The sequence below is a fragment of the Micromonospora sp. GCM10011541 genome (genome assembly GCF_042650725.1).
Taxonomy (GTDB): domain Bacteria; phylum Actinomycetota; class Actinomycetes; order Mycobacteriales; family Micromonosporaceae; genus Micromonospora; species Micromonospora sicca.
The window spans coordinates 253,423-269,283 of sequence record NZ_JBHSBP010000049.1 but is presented as its reverse complement, the minus strand read 5'-3'; the positions used below and the strand labels follow the sequence as shown (position 1 = coordinate 269,283).

13 protein-coding genes and 1 riboswitch are annotated in these 15,861 nt (G+C 72.6%); of the genes, 3 read left to right on the top strand and 10 right to left on the bottom strand.

What is annotated here, in order from left to right; all coding sequences use genetic code 11:
* Positions 1 to 68: 68 nt before the first annotated feature.
* A complete protein-coding gene (locus tag ACFOYX_RS18380; protein WP_109805328.1) occupies positions 69 to 311 on the top strand; it encodes a hypothetical protein in 243 nt (80 codons plus the stop codon).
* 64 nt (positions 312 to 375) lie between these two features.
* Here ACFOYX_RS18380 and groL read toward each other — a convergent pair whose 3' ends face one another.
* The 3 genes from groL to ACFOYX_RS18365 all read right to left on the bottom strand — a co-directional run bounded on the left by groL (position 376) and on the right by ACFOYX_RS18365 (position 3,684).
* The gene (gene groL, locus ACFOYX_RS18375; protein ID WP_109805329.1) at positions 376 to 1,998 is read right to left on the bottom strand and encodes a chaperonin GroEL; all 1,623 of its coding nucleotides are present in this window, start codon (positions 1,996 to 1,998) and stop codon (positions 376 to 378) included.
* A 277-nt stretch (positions 1,999 to 2,275) separates the two neighbouring features.
* On the bottom strand, positions 2,276 to 3,370 hold the full coding sequence (locus ACFOYX_RS18370; RefSeq protein WP_322443335.1) for a hypothetical protein: 1,095 nt from the start codon (positions 3,368 to 3,370) through the stop codon (positions 2,276 to 2,278).
* 110 nt (positions 3,371 to 3,480) lie between these two features.
* Positions 3,481 to 3,684, bottom strand: coding sequence for a cold-shock protein (locus tag ACFOYX_RS18365; protein WP_013288855.1), 204 nt, complete (start codon positions 3,682 to 3,684; stop codon positions 3,481 to 3,483).
* Positions 3,685 to 3,906: 222 nt separating this feature from the next.
* Between ACFOYX_RS18365 and ACFOYX_RS18360 the strand changes: the two genes are divergently transcribed.
* Positions 3,907 to 4,437, top strand: a complete 531-nt coding sequence (locus ACFOYX_RS18360; protein ID WP_201749565.1) for a GNAT family N-acetyltransferase — start codon at positions 3,907 to 3,909, stop codon at positions 4,435 to 4,437.
* A gap of 143 nt (positions 4,438 to 4,580) precedes the next feature.
* On the opposite strand, the gene paaN is transcribed toward ACFOYX_RS18360, so the two are convergent.
* The 4 genes from paaN to ACFOYX_RS18340 all read right to left on the bottom strand — a co-directional run bounded on the left by paaN (position 4,581) and on the right by ACFOYX_RS18340 (position 10,278).
* Entirely contained in the window at positions 4,581 to 6,254 is a 1,674-nt protein-coding gene (gene paaN, locus ACFOYX_RS18355) for a phenylacetic acid degradation protein PaaN (protein ID WP_322443334.1), read from the bottom strand.
* Positions 6,255 to 6,306: 52 nt separating this feature from the next.
* Complete coding sequence (locus ACFOYX_RS18350; protein WP_322443333.1) at positions 6,307 to 7,326, bottom strand: GNAT family N-acetyltransferase; 1,020 nt, start codon at positions 7,324 to 7,326, stop codon at positions 6,307 to 6,309.
* 373 nt (positions 7,327 to 7,699) lie between these two features.
* A complete protein-coding gene (gene thrC / locus ACFOYX_RS18345) occupies positions 7,700 to 8,989 on the bottom strand; it encodes a threonine synthase (RefSeq protein ID WP_322443332.1) in 1,290 nt (429 codons plus the stop codon).
* A gap of 12 nt (positions 8,990 to 9,001) precedes the next feature.
* A riboswitch (SAM riboswitch) is annotated at positions 9,002 to 9,135 on the bottom strand.
* Between the two features lie 171 nt (positions 9,136 to 9,306).
* The gene (locus tag ACFOYX_RS18340) at positions 9,307 to 10,278 is read right to left on the bottom strand and encodes a DMT family transporter (protein WP_322443331.1); all 972 of its coding nucleotides are present in this window, start codon (positions 10,276 to 10,278) and stop codon (positions 9,307 to 9,309) included.
* A gap of 90 nt (positions 10,279 to 10,368) precedes the next feature.
* Here ACFOYX_RS18340 and ACFOYX_RS18335 point away from each other — a divergent pair, with 90 nt between their 5' ends.
* Complete coding sequence (locus ACFOYX_RS18335) at positions 10,369 to 10,674, top strand: helix-turn-helix transcriptional regulator (RefSeq protein WP_109804260.1); 306 nt, start codon at positions 10,369 to 10,371, stop codon at positions 10,672 to 10,674.
* Between the two features lie 34 nt (positions 10,675 to 10,708).
* On the opposite strand, the gene ACFOYX_RS18330 is transcribed toward ACFOYX_RS18335, so the two are convergent.
* The 3 genes from ACFOYX_RS18330 to ACFOYX_RS18320 form a co-directional block, all read right to left on the bottom strand.
* Positions 10,709 to 11,908 (bottom strand): acyltransferase family protein, encoded by a 1,200-nt coding sequence (locus ACFOYX_RS18330; protein ID WP_322443330.1) that lies wholly within the window; start codon positions 11,906 to 11,908, stop codon positions 10,709 to 10,711.
* Between the two features lie 110 nt (positions 11,909 to 12,018).
* Complete coding sequence (locus tag ACFOYX_RS18325; RefSeq protein ID WP_322443329.1) at positions 12,019 to 12,921, bottom strand: ABC transporter permease subunit; 903 nt, start codon at positions 12,919 to 12,921, stop codon at positions 12,019 to 12,021.
* Entirely contained in the window at positions 12,921 to 15,791 is a 2,871-nt protein-coding gene (locus tag ACFOYX_RS18320) for an alpha/beta fold hydrolase (RefSeq protein WP_322443328.1), read from the bottom strand. The genes ACFOYX_RS18325 and ACFOYX_RS18320 overlap by 1 nt, the downstream gene beginning before the upstream one ends.
* Positions 15,792 to 15,861 lie beyond the last annotated feature (70 nt).

Sequence of the window (15,861 nt, the reverse complement as noted above, 5' to 3'; positions counted from 1 at the left end):
GCCAATAATGCCATTCGCCCGTGCCGGTCATCGACCGCCCCCTACGGTTGCCCGTAGAGGAGGCAGCCATGACCACGGATGACGAACGGATCGAGGACCAGCCCGCGAGCTGGCCACCGGTCGGTGAACTCCCCGGGCAACTGCCGTTCGACCGGCTCGACTACGGCGACGCCGAGCAGCTGGCGGAGCTGGCCGGCGCCGACGCGCCGGCGGCCGAGGAGACCCGGCAACCGGTCGACGAGCCGGTCCGGATCCGGCCGCCGTACAACCGGACGCACAAACGACGCAACCAGCGGCCGCTGCCGACGTGACGGACGGAAAGGGGACGGACCGCTGACGCGGCCCGCCCCCTTTCGGCGTTCGGTGGAACTGGACTCAGAAGTCCATCTCCCCGCCACCCGGACCAGCCGGGGCGGCCGGGGTCTTCTCCGGCTTGTCCGCCACGACGGCCTCGGTGGTGAGGAAGAGCGCCGCGATCGACGCGGCGTTCTGCAGCGCCGACCGGGTCACCTTGGCCGGGTCGATGATGCCCGCGGCCAGCAGGTCGACGTACTCGCCGTTGGCGGCGTTCAGGCCCCAGCCCGCCTCGATGTTGCGGACGTGCTCGACGACCACGCCACCCTCGAGGCCGGCGTTGACGGCGATCTGCCGCAGCGGGGCGTCCAGCGCGATCTTGACGATCTGCGCGCCGGTCGCCTCGTCGCCGGTCAGGTCCAGCTTGTCGAAGGCGGTCTTGCCGGCCTGCACCAGCGCGACGCCACCACCCGGGACGATGCCCTCCTCGACGGCGGCCTTCGCGTTGCGGACGGCGTCCTCGATGCGGTGCTTGCGCTCCTTGAGCTCGACCTCGGTGGCCGCGCCGACCTTGATCACCGCAACACCGCCGGCCAGCTTGGCCAGGCGCTCCTGCAGCTTCTCCCGGTCGTAGTCGGAGTCGCTCTTCTCGATCTCGGCGCGGATCTGGTTGACCCGACCCTGGATCTGCTCGGCGTCACCGGCGCCGTCGACGATGGTGGTCTCGTCCTTGGTCACCACGACCTTGCGGGCGCGGCCCAGCATGTCGAGGCTGACGGCGTCCAGCTTGAGGCCGACCTCCTCGCTGATGACCTGGCCACCGGTGAGGATGGCGATGTCGGCCAGCATGGCCTTGCGGCGGTCACCGAAGCCCGGCGCCTTGACGGCGACCGACTTGAAGGTGCCGCGGACCTTGTTGACGACCAGGGTCGCCAGGGCCTCGCCCTCGATGTCCTCGGCGATGATCAGCAGCGGCTTGCCACCCTGCATGACCTTCTCCAGGATCGGGAGCAGGTCCTTCACCGACGAGATCTTGCTGTTGACGATCAGGAGGTACGGGTCGTCGAAGACGGCCTCCATACGCTCCGGGTCGGTCATGAAGTACGCGGAGATGTAACCCTTGTCGAAGCGCATACCCTCGGTGAGCTCGAGCTCCAGGCCGAAGGTGTTGCTCTCCTCGACGGTGATGACGCCTTCCTTGCCGACCTTGTCCATCGCCTCGGCAATGATCTCACCGACGGTGCTGTCACCGGCGGAGATGGAGGCGGTGGAGGCGATCTGCTCCTTGGTCTCGACGTCCTTGGCGAGCTTGGACAGCTCCTCCGAGACGCTGGCCACGGCGGCCTCGATGCCCCGCTTCAGGGCCATCGGGTTCGCACCGGCGGCCACGTTGCGCAGGCCCTCGCGAACCAGGGCCTGAGCCAGGACGGTCGCCGTCGTCGTGCCGTCACCGGCCACGTCGTCGGTCTTCTTGGCGACCTCCTTGACCAGCTCGGCGCCGATCTTCTCGTACGGGTCCTCGAGCTCGATCTCCTTGGCGATGCTCACACCATCGTTGGTGATGGTGGGGGCACCCCACTTCTTCTCGAGCACGACGTTGCGGCCCTTGGGGCCGAGCGTCACCTTCACGGCGTCGGCGAGCTGGTTCATGCCCCGCTCGAGGCCGCGGCGCGCCTCTTCGTCGAACGCGATCATCTTGGCCATACGGCGTTGTCCTCCTGGACACTCACGGGCCACCCGAGTGTGTGCCCCGGATGGGCCGCCTGGTGTACGCACCTAGGGGACGTCGCCACCTGGCGACGGCGACGTCTCCTCGGTCGGGCCGGACAGCCCGCGACGACCGGCCATGTGCCGCTCCGGCGCCATCGAGACGCCGGCGCAGCCGTGGCCCTACCGCCCCGACCATTGGCACTCACGGTATGCGAGTGCCAATGACCTGTTTAGCACTCTCCCTTGCCGAGTGCAAGCACGATGGGCTCGCTCAGCCGAGTTCCGCCGCGAGTCGGGCGGAGTTCACCGGGCCCTCATGGGCCCGCTGCTCGGCGTACGTCACGACGAGACCGATCAGGTAGGCCAGCCAGGCCGGCAGGTAGAGCAGCACGGTGACCACCGAGCCCACGACGGTGCCGGCGGTGATCTCGAAGGCGCCGGCCGGCCCGCCGGCCAGGCTGATGATCATCTGCACCGGTACGGCCACCATCGAGCTGATCGTCGCCAGCAGCCCGACCAGGAGCACCCGGCCGAGCACCTGCCCCAACCGGGCGTGGAAGATCTTGAAGGACCGGGCGATCGGGTTGACCCGCTCGAAGAGCAGCACCGGGCCGGCCAGGCTGAGCGCGCACATCAGATAGATCCCGGGCAGGTAGCAGAAGACCGCGCCGACCAGCACCAACGCGAACACGAGCAGCATCCAGCCCCAGAGCGCCGCCGCCCGCCGCAGGCCGTAGCGCAGCGCGCCGCCCACCGTCACCGGCTCGCCGGCCGCCTGCCGGGTGACCGCCCAGGTGCCGGCCGCCCAGCCGACGCACTGGACGGCCAGCGCGAAGACCCCGACCACGAGCGCCACCCCGAAGAAGACGAGCAGCTCGCGGAAGTAGTCGGCGGGGAACGGGGCGGGCGGCTCACCCGGCGCGGTGACCGTGAGGGTGGGGTGCGGGTAGAACGGCAGCGCGAACAGCGTGATCGCGATGCCCGGCAACCCCTGAGTGATCAGCATGATCGGCAGCAGGACGCGCCAGCTCCGGCGCAGCGCGCCGGCGCCGCGCTGGAACCAGCCGGCGACGCCGGCCCCCGGCGGCGTGACCAGCGGATCCTGGGGGTCGTACCCGGCAGCGGGCAGCCATGGCGCGCCCCCGGCCGGCGGATACCCGCCGTGGGGCGGGTGGCCGGCGAAGGGAGCCGGCGGCCAGTACGGCGGCGGCGCGGCGGGCTGCGACGGCACACCGTACGCGGGCGGCGCCCAGCCGGGCGGTGCCGCTCGGGGCGGCCCGCCCTGGCCCGGTCCGCCCCACGGGCCGGCGCCGGCGGGCTCCGACGGGTGGGGTCGGGGAGCATCCGGCGGGGGCAGATCGGACATGGGCCGTCCTCAGCATCGATGGCTGGAACGGCTCATGATCTTCCCCGGTGCGCACCCGCACCGCTGCCCCTGATCGGAGTGGAAAAGCCGCCCGACGGGCGGCGACGGGATCAGGCGATGACGCGGACGCGCTCGGCCTGCGGACCCTTCTGGCCCTGGGCGATCTCGAACTCGACCCGCTGGCCGTCGTCCAGCGCCTTGTAGCCGTCCATCTCGATCGCGGAGAAGTGGACGAAGACGTCCTGCCCGCCGTCGACGGCGATGAAGCCGTAGCCCTTTTCGGCGTTGAACCACTTCACGGTGCCCTGTGCCACGGTGCACTTCCTCACTCTGCGCGGCGTTCCACAACCCCCGGACGCCGGCCGAGCCCGCGCCCGGACCACCGTTCCGGCGATCGGCGACGGCCGCTGAATCGGTGACCGAAATCGCACGCTACACGAGGCGTGACGACGGCGCACGACCGCAAATCGGGCATATTCCGGGCAGGATCGGGCCCGGCGCGACATGGACGACCGTCCCTCCGGTATGCATGCGACATGACGAGCGCGCCGACCATGACAGCCGCCCGGACGGCCACCGTCCGCCGGATCCGCCCGGAGGACGCCGCCCGGATGCGCGCGCTGCGGCTGGAGATGCTCGCCGACGCGCCGCTGGCCTTCCTGGAGACCGTGGCGGAGGCCGCCGCCCGCCCGCACGCCGACTACGCGGCCCGGATCGCCGCCGTGTCGCGGGGCGCCGCGACGGCCCAGTTCGTCGCCGACCTCGGCGGCCGGTTCGTCGGCCACGCCGGGGGCACGGTCGTCCCGGAGGAGCCCGGCCTCACCGTGATCTACGCCGTCTACCTCACCCCGGCCTGGCGGGGCACCGGCCTGCTCGGGGAACTGGTCGACGCGGTGGCGGCCTGGTCCCGCGCGTGCGGCCGGCCCGAGCTGATGCTGGAGGTGGTGGTCGGCAACGACCGCGCCTACCGGGCGTACCAGCGGCTGGGTTTCGTGGACACGGGCGTGCGGGTGCCGCACCCGAAGATCCCGACGCTGCGCGAACTCCAGATGCGCCGCCCCGCCTGATTGATTTTCTTCACCACCGAATCGGCCAGAACCACCCGACGTGGAGCACCACGGGCGGGTTTCCGGGGCAGCCCGCCCCGCGGAAGGATCAAGCCTGACCGCCTGGAGCGGGGTGGGCTGCCCCGGAAACCCCAACAGCAACCTCAGACGTGCCTACGGCTCTGGACGATGCGGAACCGGTTCGCCACGTACGCGCCGTCGGTCAGCGCCGCGTTGGCGGCCGGGTTGGCGCCGCTGCCGTGGAAGTCGGAGAACGCCGCCGACTGGTTGACGAAGACGCCGCCGGTCAGGTTGCAGGACAGGTGCACGCCGGCGTCGATGGCCGCCGCCTCGGCCGCGTCCAGCACCGCCTCGTCGGTCGAGTAGACCGCCGCGGTCAGCGCGCCCTTCTCCCCCACCGTGCTGCGCAGGATCTCCAGGCTGTGCTCGGTGGAGTCGGTCGCGATGGCGAACGAGATCGGCCCGAACCACTCCCGCGAGTAGGTCGCGGTGTCGTCGGCGGCCAGCTTGACGATGGTCGGCGTCCGGACCACCGCGCCGGGGAAGGACGGGTGTTCGACGGCACGCGACTCCAGCACCGGCTCACCGACCTTGGTGACCTCGTCGAGGCGCTCCAGCACGCCGTCGTTGACGATCGCGCCGGTCAACTCGACGCCGCGGGCCGGGTCGGCGGTGAGCTTGCCGACCGCCGCGGCGATCCCCGCCGCCACCTCGTCGAAGCTCTTGTGCCCCTGGTCGGTGGCGATGCCGTTCCGGGGGATCAGCAGGTTCTGCGAGGTGGTGCACATCTGGCCGCTGTACAGGGTCAGCGTGAAGCCCAGATTGCGGCAGAGCCCGGCGAAGTCGTCGGTGGAGTCGATCACCACCGTGTTCAGGCCGGCCTTCTCGGTGTAGACGGCGGCCTGCCGGGCGTTCGCCTCCAGCCAGTCGCCGTACTCGGTGGAGCCGGTGAAGTCGACGATCTTGACGGCCGGGTGCAGGGCGAGCGTGGAGGCGAGCTTCTCGCCCGGCGCCTCGGGGGCGAGCAGCACCAGATTCGGGTCGAAGCCGGCCTCGGCGAGCACCTCGCGGGCGTACCGCACCGTGATGGCGAGCGGCAGGACGGCGCGCGGGTGCGGCTTCACGACCACCGGGTTGCCGGTGACCAGCGAGGCGAAGAGCCCCGGGTACGAGTTCCAGGTCGGGAAGGTGTTGCAGCCGATGACCAGCGCCACCCCCCGCGGCACCACGTGGAAGGTCTTGGTCATCCGCAGCGGGTCGCCCTTGCCGGCGGCCTTCTCCCAGCCGGCCGTCCCCGGGTGGCGGGTCATCTCCGCGTACGCGTAGGCGACCGCCTCCAGCGCCCGGTCCAGCGCGTGCGCGCCGCCGGCCTGGAACGCCATCACGAAGGCCTGACCGCTGGTGAACTGCACCGCGTTGGCCAGTTCGAAGATGTGCTTGTGCAGCCGGTCCAGGATCTCCAGGCAGACCCCGACGCGCACCTGCGGGCCGGCGGCGCGCCAGCCCGCCAGGGCCACCGTGGCGGCGCCCACCAGCTGGTCGGCCGCCGCGTGCGGGTAGCGGACGTTGAGCTCCAGGCCGAACGGGCTCGTCTCGGTGGCGACGGTCTCGCCGTCACCCGGCTGGTCGAGGGGGAAGTCAGCGTTCAGGTACGCCTCGAAGGCGGCCTTCCCGTCGGCGGCGGCGGTCTCGCCGTACACCCGGGGGCTGGGCGACTCGGGGTAGGCGGACCAGTAGCCCCGCTCCGTGATCGCGGTCAGCGCGCGGTTGAGGGTGTCGGCGTGCCTGTCGTACAGGGGGTGCGGGGTCTCCGTCATGCCCGCCATCATGCAACAGAAAGCCCCGCGATCAGTAGGGCCGTGTCACATGTCAGATCGTCAACTGCCAGTCCGTCCAGGCGTCGGCCGGGCGGAAGCCCAGTTGCTCGTTGATCGTGATCATGTGCCGGTTCTCCGCGGCGTTCCAGGTGTCGATCGCCCGCAGCGCCGGCTCGTGACCGAGCACCCAGCGCAGGTTCTCCGCCTTGGTGAGCAGGCCCAGCCGGTGTCCCCGGTGCGCCGGGTCGACGATGGTGATCTGCTGGAACGCGTGCCAGTCGGCGCTCGGCCCGAGGTCGATCAGGGTCCAGGCGACCACCCGGCCGGTCGCCTCGTGCACGGCCGCGTGGTGGTAGCGGCGGCGGCCCCGGGCGTCCAGCGCCCGTTCGGTGCCCCGCAGCCGCGCGACGTCCACCTGCTCCGGCTCCCACTCCAGGTCGCCCAGGGGCGCGTCGGTCATCAGCCGGCCGTCGAGGTAGGCCACGTCGGCGGCGTACTCCTCGGGGGTGTCGCCCTGCCAGCGGACGACGCGGTAGCCGCTGGCGTGCGCCCGGGCGCCGGCGGCCAGGGCGTCGAGCGCGGCGTGGTCGAGCCGCTCGGTCGCCAGCCGGCGGCGCACCTCGGCGAGCACCGGGCGGGCGCCCACCGCGGCGGCGAACGCGCCGCCCGCCTCCGGTCGGGCCACTCCCCCGGGCAGCGCCGAGACCGCCATCCCCATCACCCGCTTGCGGCCGTGCTCACCCAGCAGCCGCAGGCAGTGCTCGTGCAGCGCCCGGCCGACGCCCCGCCGCCGGTACCCCGGATGGACCACCAGGTCGACGGTCGAGTTGTCGGTGTTGTCGAGCTGCGGCAGGTCCAGCCCCAGATAGCCGGCCGGTACGCCGTCGAGCCGGGCCAGCGCCCAGCGCGGCGCGTTGCCCGGCATCGGATGCCGGACCGCGGCCTCGAAGCGCCGCCGGCAGAACGGCGGGAAGTCCGGCAGGTCCACCTCGTTGGCCGCCGCGCCGATCCGGTACGCCTCGTCGATCGCGGCCTGGTCGGCGGCGTCGAACGGCGTGATCGTGATGCCCATGCCTGCGAGGGTGCGCCGGAACGACGATCGGGGCCAGCGAATTAACGCTGGCCCCGACCGCGACGTTGGTCGGGAGGGACGATCGCACAACGCCTCTGGCGCTGGGTCGTAAGAACAAAGTCTCCGGCGAAACGCCCTCCCGCACGGAGCATCTTGCGCCGTCCGAATCCTGCCGTCAAGTCCTTAGCGGCGGGTTTTCCACACTCACAGCGAAAAGCCAGTTACCCGGCGGATCCGCCCGATCCCCCGTCCGGGCGATCCGCCCGTCCGCCGCCCGGCCTGCCGGCCCCCGGCGATCCGCCTTCGGCAGGGCGCGGTGTCCGGGCGCGAACAGGCCGCGACATGCCGCAGGGGGGGCGCGGGCGGGACGGGGTCAGGCGAGGAGGCCGGCGTCGCGGGCGGCGCGGAGGGAGGGCTTGATCCGGTGGGTGGGGCCGACCTCGGCGGCGACGGCGTCGAGGGTCTTAAGGCCCTCGCCGGTGTTGAAGACGACCGTCTCCGCCGTGGGGTCGAGCCGGCCGGACTCCACCAGCTTGCGCAGCACCGCCACGGTCACCCCGCCGGCGGTCTCGGCGAAGACGCCGGTGGTCCGGGCGAGCAGCCGGATGCCGGCGCGGATCTCGTCGTCGTCGGCGTACTCCATCCAGCCGCCGGTGCGGCGGACGGCCTCCAGGGCGTAGAGGCCGGCGGCCGGATCGCCGATGTTCAGCGACTTGGCGATGCCGGTCGGCTTGACCGGGGTGATGGTGTCGCTGTCGGCGTGCAGCGCGGTGGCGATCGGGTTGCAGCCGGCCGACTGGGCGCCGAAGACCTTCCAGCCGCCGGCCGGCGCCTCGACCAGGCCGATCTCAACCAGCTCGGAGAATGCCTTGTCGATCTTGGTGAGCAGCTCGCCGCTGGCCATCGGGATCACCACCTGCGCCGGGATCCGCCAGCCGAGCTGCTCGGCCACCTCGTACCCCAGGGTCTTCGAGCCCTCGGCGTAGTACGGCCGGACGTTCACGTTGACGAATGCGGTGTCCTCGAACTCGTCGGTCTCCACCAGCTCCCCGCAGAGCCGGTTCACGTCGTCGTACGAGCCGTCGATGGCGACCAGGTCGCCGCCGTAGACCGCGGTGGTGACCACCTTGCCCTGCTCCAGGTCACTGGGGATGAAGACCACCGACGGCACCCCGGCCCGGGCGGCGTGCGCGGCGACCGAGTTGGCCAGGTTGCCGGTGGAGGCGCAGGCGTACCGGGTGAAGCCGAGCGCCCGGGCGGCGGACAGCGCCACCGAGACGACCCGGTCCTTGAACGAGTGGGTGGGGTTGGCGCTGTCGTCCTTCACCCAGAGCGGGGCGGTGATGCCCAGTTCGGCGGCGAGGTGCGGGGCGGCGACCAGCGGGGTGAGCCCCGGGTTCAGGGTCACCCGGGTGGCCGGGTCCTGGCCGGCGGGGAGCAGGGCCGCGTACCGCCAGAGGTTCTTCGGGCCGGCCTCGATCTGCTCCCGGGTGACGGCGGCGAGCGCGGCGGCGTCGTAGTCGACCTCCAGCGGGCCGAAACACTCGTAGCAGGCGTGCTGGGCGGCCAGCGGGTAGCGCGCGGAGCAGGCGCGGCAGACCAGGGCGCGGGCCGGGCTGAGGGTGGTGTCGATGCCGGTGGCGGCGGGAAGCGTCGACGTCATGTCGAGGGGTTCCTCTCATCTTTCCCCGCATCGCACCCTGCGGCGGGGACGGAATTGGCACCTGCCCGCTCCTCGCTCGTCGTCGAGCGTGCGGGTGGTTGCCGGGGCGTCGTCGGGCCGTATCCCTCAGCCCCTCTGGATGAGGTATGCAGTTGTGCCGCCGAGTCTATGCACTCGCGCCGCGCCTGCCGAGCGGGCTTCCCACGGTGTGAGCCACTCCCGCTCACCACCGTCAGGATCCGCACGACTTCCGGGAAGTGGAGGCCTCCTCCGCCGCCGGATGCCCCCGCTTCCCGTAACTCGCAGCTCCGCCTACCTCAGCGCGCCACCACGGCGATCGGGTCGACGACGGCCGGCCGGTCGGTGACCGCCCGGGCGGGCACCGCGCCGGGGGCGGTGGCGGCGCGGGAGCGGGTCGCCAGGTTGGCGCCGATCAGGGCGGCGATGGTCAGGGCCGCGCCGACCAGTTCCACCGCGCCGGGCCGGTAGCCCCGGACGGTCTGCACCACGAAGGTGGTCACCGGAACCAGGTTCATGAACAGGGCGGCGGCGGCCGCGCCGAGCCGCTGCACCCCGGTGTTCCAGGCGAGCACCGCGAGGACGGCGGCGACGATCACGGCGTACGCCAGCTGCGGGGCGACCGCGACGAGGTCGGCGGCGGCCGGCAGGTGCTGCCAGCCGGCGAGGTCGGCGGTGAGACTGGCGGCCAGCATGGCCGCCGTGCCGGCCACCGCGGTGAGCGCGGTGTAGCGCAGCGGGGACCAGTCGGTGAACCGGCTCGCGCCGTGGGTGTAGACCGCCCAGCCGAGCACCGCGCCGATCATCAGCAGCCCGCCGACGCCGAACTGGCCCAGCCCCTCGAGCCGGCCCCGGGTGATCACCAGGCCGACGCCGACGAGGGCGACCAGCGAGAACCCGAGCAGCACCGGGCGGGGGCGTACGCCGTCCCGCACCCAGCGGACCAGCTGGGTGACCAGCGGGGTGGTGGCGACGAAGAGGGCGATCTGCTGCGGGGCGGCGTGCCCGAGCGCGAGGTTGGTCAGCACGTTGAACCCGGCGAAGCCGAGCACGCCGAGCGCGACCAGCTCGACGGCCCGCCCACCGGCCCGCAGGGCGCCGCCGCCCTCCCAGACCAGCAGCAGGGCGAGCAGCACTGCGGCGGCGAGGACGTACCGGGCGGTGGTGAGGTTCAGCGCGTCGACCCGGGTCAGCGCGCTGGCCAGCACGGGGAACATGACGCCCCAGCTGAGCACCGCGAAGAGCGGAAAGGTGGCGTGACGAGAACGCATCACAGCTCCAATGTTCGAGTATCGTCGAACCAACGTCGCCGAGACTAGGAGCTTGTTCGACGAAAGTCGAACAACGGTTACACTGGTCACATGGAGCTGCACGAACCCGAACTGCGCGACGTACCGGTCACCGCCGTGCTCGCGGCGCTGGCCGACGACGTACGGCTGCAGATCGTGCGCGCCCTCGCCGAGGGCGGCGAGTACGCCTGCGGCACCTTCGAGTTCGGCGTGTCCAAGGCGACCCGCAGCCACCACCTGAAGGTGCTGCGCGAGGCCGGCCTGACCCGGACCCGGGCCGCCGGCACCAGCCGGTACGTGCGACTGCGCCGCGACGAACTCGACCGCCTCTACCCCGGTCTGCTCGACGCCGTCCTCACCGCGCCCACCCGCTCCTGACGCTCTCCCTCGACGTCCACCGTCGAGCTGTAGGTCAGCGTGATGAGTCGGTAGCGACTGCCGTTCCCATCGCCGGGGTCGACGTTGCCGCTGACGCCGGAGACGGTGCCGTTGTACTGCCAGGAGCGGTCACCGGACGTCGTGCATCGGCGAACTTCTCCGCCCGCACCTCGGCAAAGGCCCAACTCATCTGCGGTTCCACCGCCCAGCCGAAAAGCCGGCGGACGATCGGGGAGGCCAGGATTCCCGTCGCGAGGACGGCGAGAGCACTGATGGTCAATACGCCGGCGAAGGAGTTGACGAACGGCGAGTTCTGGAACTTGTAGGCGAGCGCGATCTGAACGACGAACCCATGCAGCAGGTAGGTGTACTGGGTGCCGGTCGCGAGCGGGGTGAGCAGATTGCGGTTCGAAGGCACCAGGGCGAGAAAGGCGACACTGAGCACGAGCGCGGCCGCCGTCAAGCCGAGTGCGCCGGCCGCCCACGTACCCCAGCTGACGTCCAGTTGTGCGTGCCCGTTGTGCCGGTAGAACCAGCCAGCGGGCAGCCGCGGGGCGTAGTGGTACACGGTGGTCAGGGCTGCGGCGAACACCAGGACGGCGGCGGGGCGCAGCCATCGGGTGTCACGGATCCATTCGAGGTGTTCGCGCCGGGCGGTGAGGCCGAGCACGAAGAATGGGAGGAACTGGAGGATCCGGGCCAGGTCCAGTTCCCCGGAGAGCGAGGCGGCGCCCGAGGCGAGCATGACGCCGGTCGCCACCGCGACCGGTGCGCGCAGGTTGAGCCAGAGCGGGGCGGAAATCCGCCAGACGAACAGAGCAACCAGGAACCAGGTCAGGTAAAAGGGCGTGACCAGGTCAATCGGGTTGGACTCGTCCAGGCGGTAGTTGTTGTACAGCTGGTATGCGGTGGCGAAGATCAGGTACGGGACCAGGGTGCTGGTGAGGAGTCTGCGCAGCCGGCCGGGGTGAGAGGCGTCCTGGGCGAAGGAGCGTGAGAAGTAGCCGCTGATCATGACGAACAGTGGCATGTGGAAGGCGTACACCAGCAGGTAGAGAGCCCGCACGCCGCGCATCTCGTTCGGGGAGCCGACGAGCGGGCCCCAGGTGTGGCCGAGGACGACCAGGGCGGTAGCCAGGAGTTTGGCGTTGTCGAAGTAGGCGTCCCGGGAGGGCGGGGAAATGGTGCCGCCATCGGCTCGGATAGCTTGGCGGAGCAGAGCTGACACGCGCATGGCGGGGGCTTTCGCGAGTGGGCCGGCAGGGCGGGACGACGCGGCATCGGATGGCAGCCGACGGTGGCAACTGCCCCGGGGGCCGGCGCCGGCTCATGCTACTGCCTGCGTCAGCTCGTGACGTCCTTGCGGGTGAAGCGCCAGAAGGCCAGCCCCCAGAAGAGCGTGGCGTACCCGACCGCCGAGATGGCGCCCCGGACCACGTCGTCGGTCTGCACCGGCGTGGACAGCAGCCCCAGCCAGGCGCTGCTGTAGTGGGTCGGCAGGAAGGCGCGCAGGCCGCCGAGCGCGGTGATCTGGTCCAGGATGCTGGAGAGGATCCAGAGCAGCACCGCGCCGCCGACCGCGCCGAGCGCGGCGTCCGTGGTCACCGAGAGCAGGAACGCCAGCCCGGCCACCACCAGCAGGACGACCGCCAGGTAGCCGAGCACCGCCAGCAGCCGCAGCAGTCCCTCGCCGGGCGCCAGCTCGGCGGAGACCTGGCTGCGCAGCGGCGACCAGCCGTACCGGAGGGTGCCGGCGAGCAGCGCGGTGCCCGCGAGCAGCAGCAGGGCCAGCGCCGAGTACGCGAGCGCGACCAGCAGCTTCACCGTGAGCAGCCGGGCCCGGGGCACCGGGATGGCCAGCAGGTAGCGCAGGCTGCCCCAGCTCGCCTCGCTGGCCACCGTGTCCCCGCAGAACAGCGCCACCACCACGACCAGCAGGAACGACGCCGACACGAAGATCGAGAAGAGGGTGAAGTTGAGCCCGCCCGAGGTGGCCAGGTCGACCAGGCTGCCGAACTCGTTGCGCCCGTTGCGGTCGTCCTCGCCGGAATCGAACTGGAACGCGACCAGGATGATCAGCGGCAGCAGCACCATGAACCCCAGCGCCAGCTGGGTACGCCGCCGCGACGCCTGCCGGCGGAACTCCGCCGCGAACGGCAGGGTGGCCGACGGCCGGTAGCCCGCCGCCGCCCCGCCCGGACCGACCGCGCCCGCCGCGTCGCGCGACCCGACCGAAGAGCCTGCCATCACCGGTCACCGCTTCCCCGTGAGTTCTCGCCCACCAGGGCGAGGAACGCGTCCTCCAGGCGGCGCCGGGGCACCACCCGGTCCACCCCGATGCCGGCCCGGACCAGCTCGGCCACCACCTCGCTGCGCGCGGTGCCGTTGGTGTCGACCACCAGCCCGCCGTCGCCGTCGGGCAGCACCCGAACCCCGTGCAGCCGGTCCAGCACCGTGCGGGCGGCGTCCGGGTCGGTCACCTCGAACAGCACGCTCGGCGAGTCGCCGACGATCTCCTCCACCGGCCCGGAGGCCACGATCCGGCCCTTGTTCACCACCACCGCGTGGGTGCAGGTCTGCTCCACTTCGGCCAGCAGGTGGCTGGAGACCAGCACCGCGCGGCCGTCGGTGGCGTACCGCTGGAGCACCCGGCGCATCTCGGCGATCTGCGGGGGGTCCAGCCCGTCGGTCGGCTCGTCCAGCACCAGCAGCTCCGGCAGGCCGAGCATGGCCTGCGCGATGGCCAGCCGCTGGCGCATGCCGTGGCTGTAGTTCTTGGTCCGCCGGTGCACCGAGTCGCCCAGGCCGGCGATCTCCAGGGCCTGGTCGAAGTGCGCGTCGTCCCAGGGCCGACCGGTCGCCCGCCAGTACGCCTTCAGGTTCTCCAGCCCGGACAGGTGCGGCAGGAAGCCCGGCCCCTCCACCAGCGCGCCGATCCGGGAGAGCACCGGCGAGCCGGGCACCAGGCGGTGCCCGAAGACGTAGATCTCCCCGGCCGTCGGCTGGGTGAGCCCCATCAGCACCCGCAGGGTGGTGGTCTTGCCGGCGCCGTTCGGGCCGAGCAGGCCGACCACCTGGCCGGGGTGCACCTCGAAGTCGACGTTGGAGACGGCGACGAAGCCGTCCGCGTACTCCTTGCGGAGCCGGCGGACGGCGAGCGGGATCCCCGCGTACTCCGGGTGGACGGAGCTGTCCTGGCGGCGGTGCCGGCGGCGGGCGACCAGGACGACCACGACGAGCCCGACCGCGATCGCGGCGAGCAGCCCGACCAGGACCCAGCGCCACACCGTGGCGGCGGTGGGGATCGGCTCGCCGTCGACGGTCGGCAGGCTCAGCGCGCCGCCGCCGGGGGCGACCGTGTAGACGCCCGGCTCGGGCGGGGTGGCGTACGCCTGGTCGGAGGTCGCCACGACGACCCGCAACCGGTGCCCGGCCTCGACCCGGCGGACGATCGCCGGGAGCGTGACCGTGACCGGCTGGGCCGCGTCGACGGTCTTCGGCAGGCCGGTGAGGCGGACCGGGGCGACCAGGCCGTCGGGCAGCGTGGCGGCGCCGTTCGGGTCGACGTCGTAGAGCTTGACGAAGAGGACCGCCTCGCCGGTCGGCGACGCCGCCCGGAGCCGGACGGTCGGCGCGCCGACCACGTCCACCGCCTCGGCGAGCGGCGCGGACTCGAACCGGGCGTGCTGGCCGGGGATGTCGCCGGCCACGCCGGTCAGCAGCGAGCCCAGCGCCCCGGCGAACGGCACCGCGGAGATCGCCGCCGGATTCCCGTTGGGCGGGTTGGCGATCTGCTGGGTCGGGCCGGCGACCGCGACCTCTCGGCGGGCGTCCCCGGTCACCCCCGGGTAGTCGGCGGTGCGGTACCCGGTGGCCACCAGCCCCCGGTCCAGCGCGTCGAAGCCGGCGATCCGGGAGAAGGTGAAGCCCTCGCCCGGCGCCGCGCCCTCCCCCTTGACGTAGTGGCCGAGCCACTGCGCGGTGAGGAACTTCACCCGGTCCGAGTCGGAGATCGGCCCCGCGCCGCCGTCGTGGCCGCCAGTGAACCAGGCGACCCGCACCGGGGTGCCGGCGGCGGCGATCCCCCGCGCGTTGGCATCCGCCTCGGCCAGCGGGAAGAGGGTGTCCGCCTCCCCCTGCACCAGCAGGGTGGGCGCCTTGACCCGGTCGAGCACGCCGGCCGGGGAGGAGCGGCGCAGCAGGTCCACCGCCTCGGCGTCGGCCCGCCCGGTGGTGGCGATCCGCAGGTACGCGGCGCAGACGTCGGCGGCGAACCGGCCGCAGGACGGGTCGGCGGCGCCGGCCGGGGCGTGCCCGGGGCCGGTGCCGGGGCCCGCGCCGGGCTGCGGGCTGGGCGCACCGGCCGACGCGGGCGCCCCCTGCGGCTGGGCGGCGGTGGTGCCGGAGATGCCGGCCGGGCCCGAGCCCGCGGAGCCGCCGCCACCGAAGAAGATGCCGGCCCAGCCCTTCTTGAACACGCCCTCGGTGGGCGCCTTCCCGGTGCTCTCCGGCAGGAAGGCGCGGGAGAGGTCGTTCCAGGTGATCATCGGGACGATCGCGTCGACCCGGGGGTCCTGGGCGGCGAGCAGCAGTGCCAGGCCGCCGCCGTACGAGCCGCCGACCACGCCGACCCGGGGGTCGCCGGCAGCGTCGGTCCGGATGTCGGGGCGGGCGGCGAGCCGGTCGAGCAGGCGTTGCGCGTCCCGCACCTCGTAGTCGGGGCTGTCCAGGTGGATCTCGCCGCCGCTGCGCCCGAACCCTCGCGCGGTCCAGGTGAGCACCGCGTACCCGCGCTCGACCAGGTCCTCCGCGTCGGCGCGGACGGACTCCTTGGTGCCGCCGAAGCCGTGCGCGAGCAGCACTGCCGGGACCTTCCGCTGGGCGGAGGCGTCCTCGGGCAGGTAGAGCGTGCTGTCGAGGTCGACCGGCTGGTCGCCGTCCGGTCCGGACCGGACGGTCACCGTCGCCGACTCGGTCCGGAAGGCGGGCCGCTCCGACCGGGCTGCCCAGACCACGGCGGCCGCCGCCAGGAGGACCACCACCGACGCGGCCAGGACCCGGCGTCGGCGGGTGGCCAGGGCACGCCGGACCCGCGCGGCCGACAGCGGTGATCTCATGCGGCACACGGTACGGCCCGGACCCTGAGCGTTGCCTGAGATCCGCCGTACGTCCGTCCGGTTGCTCCGA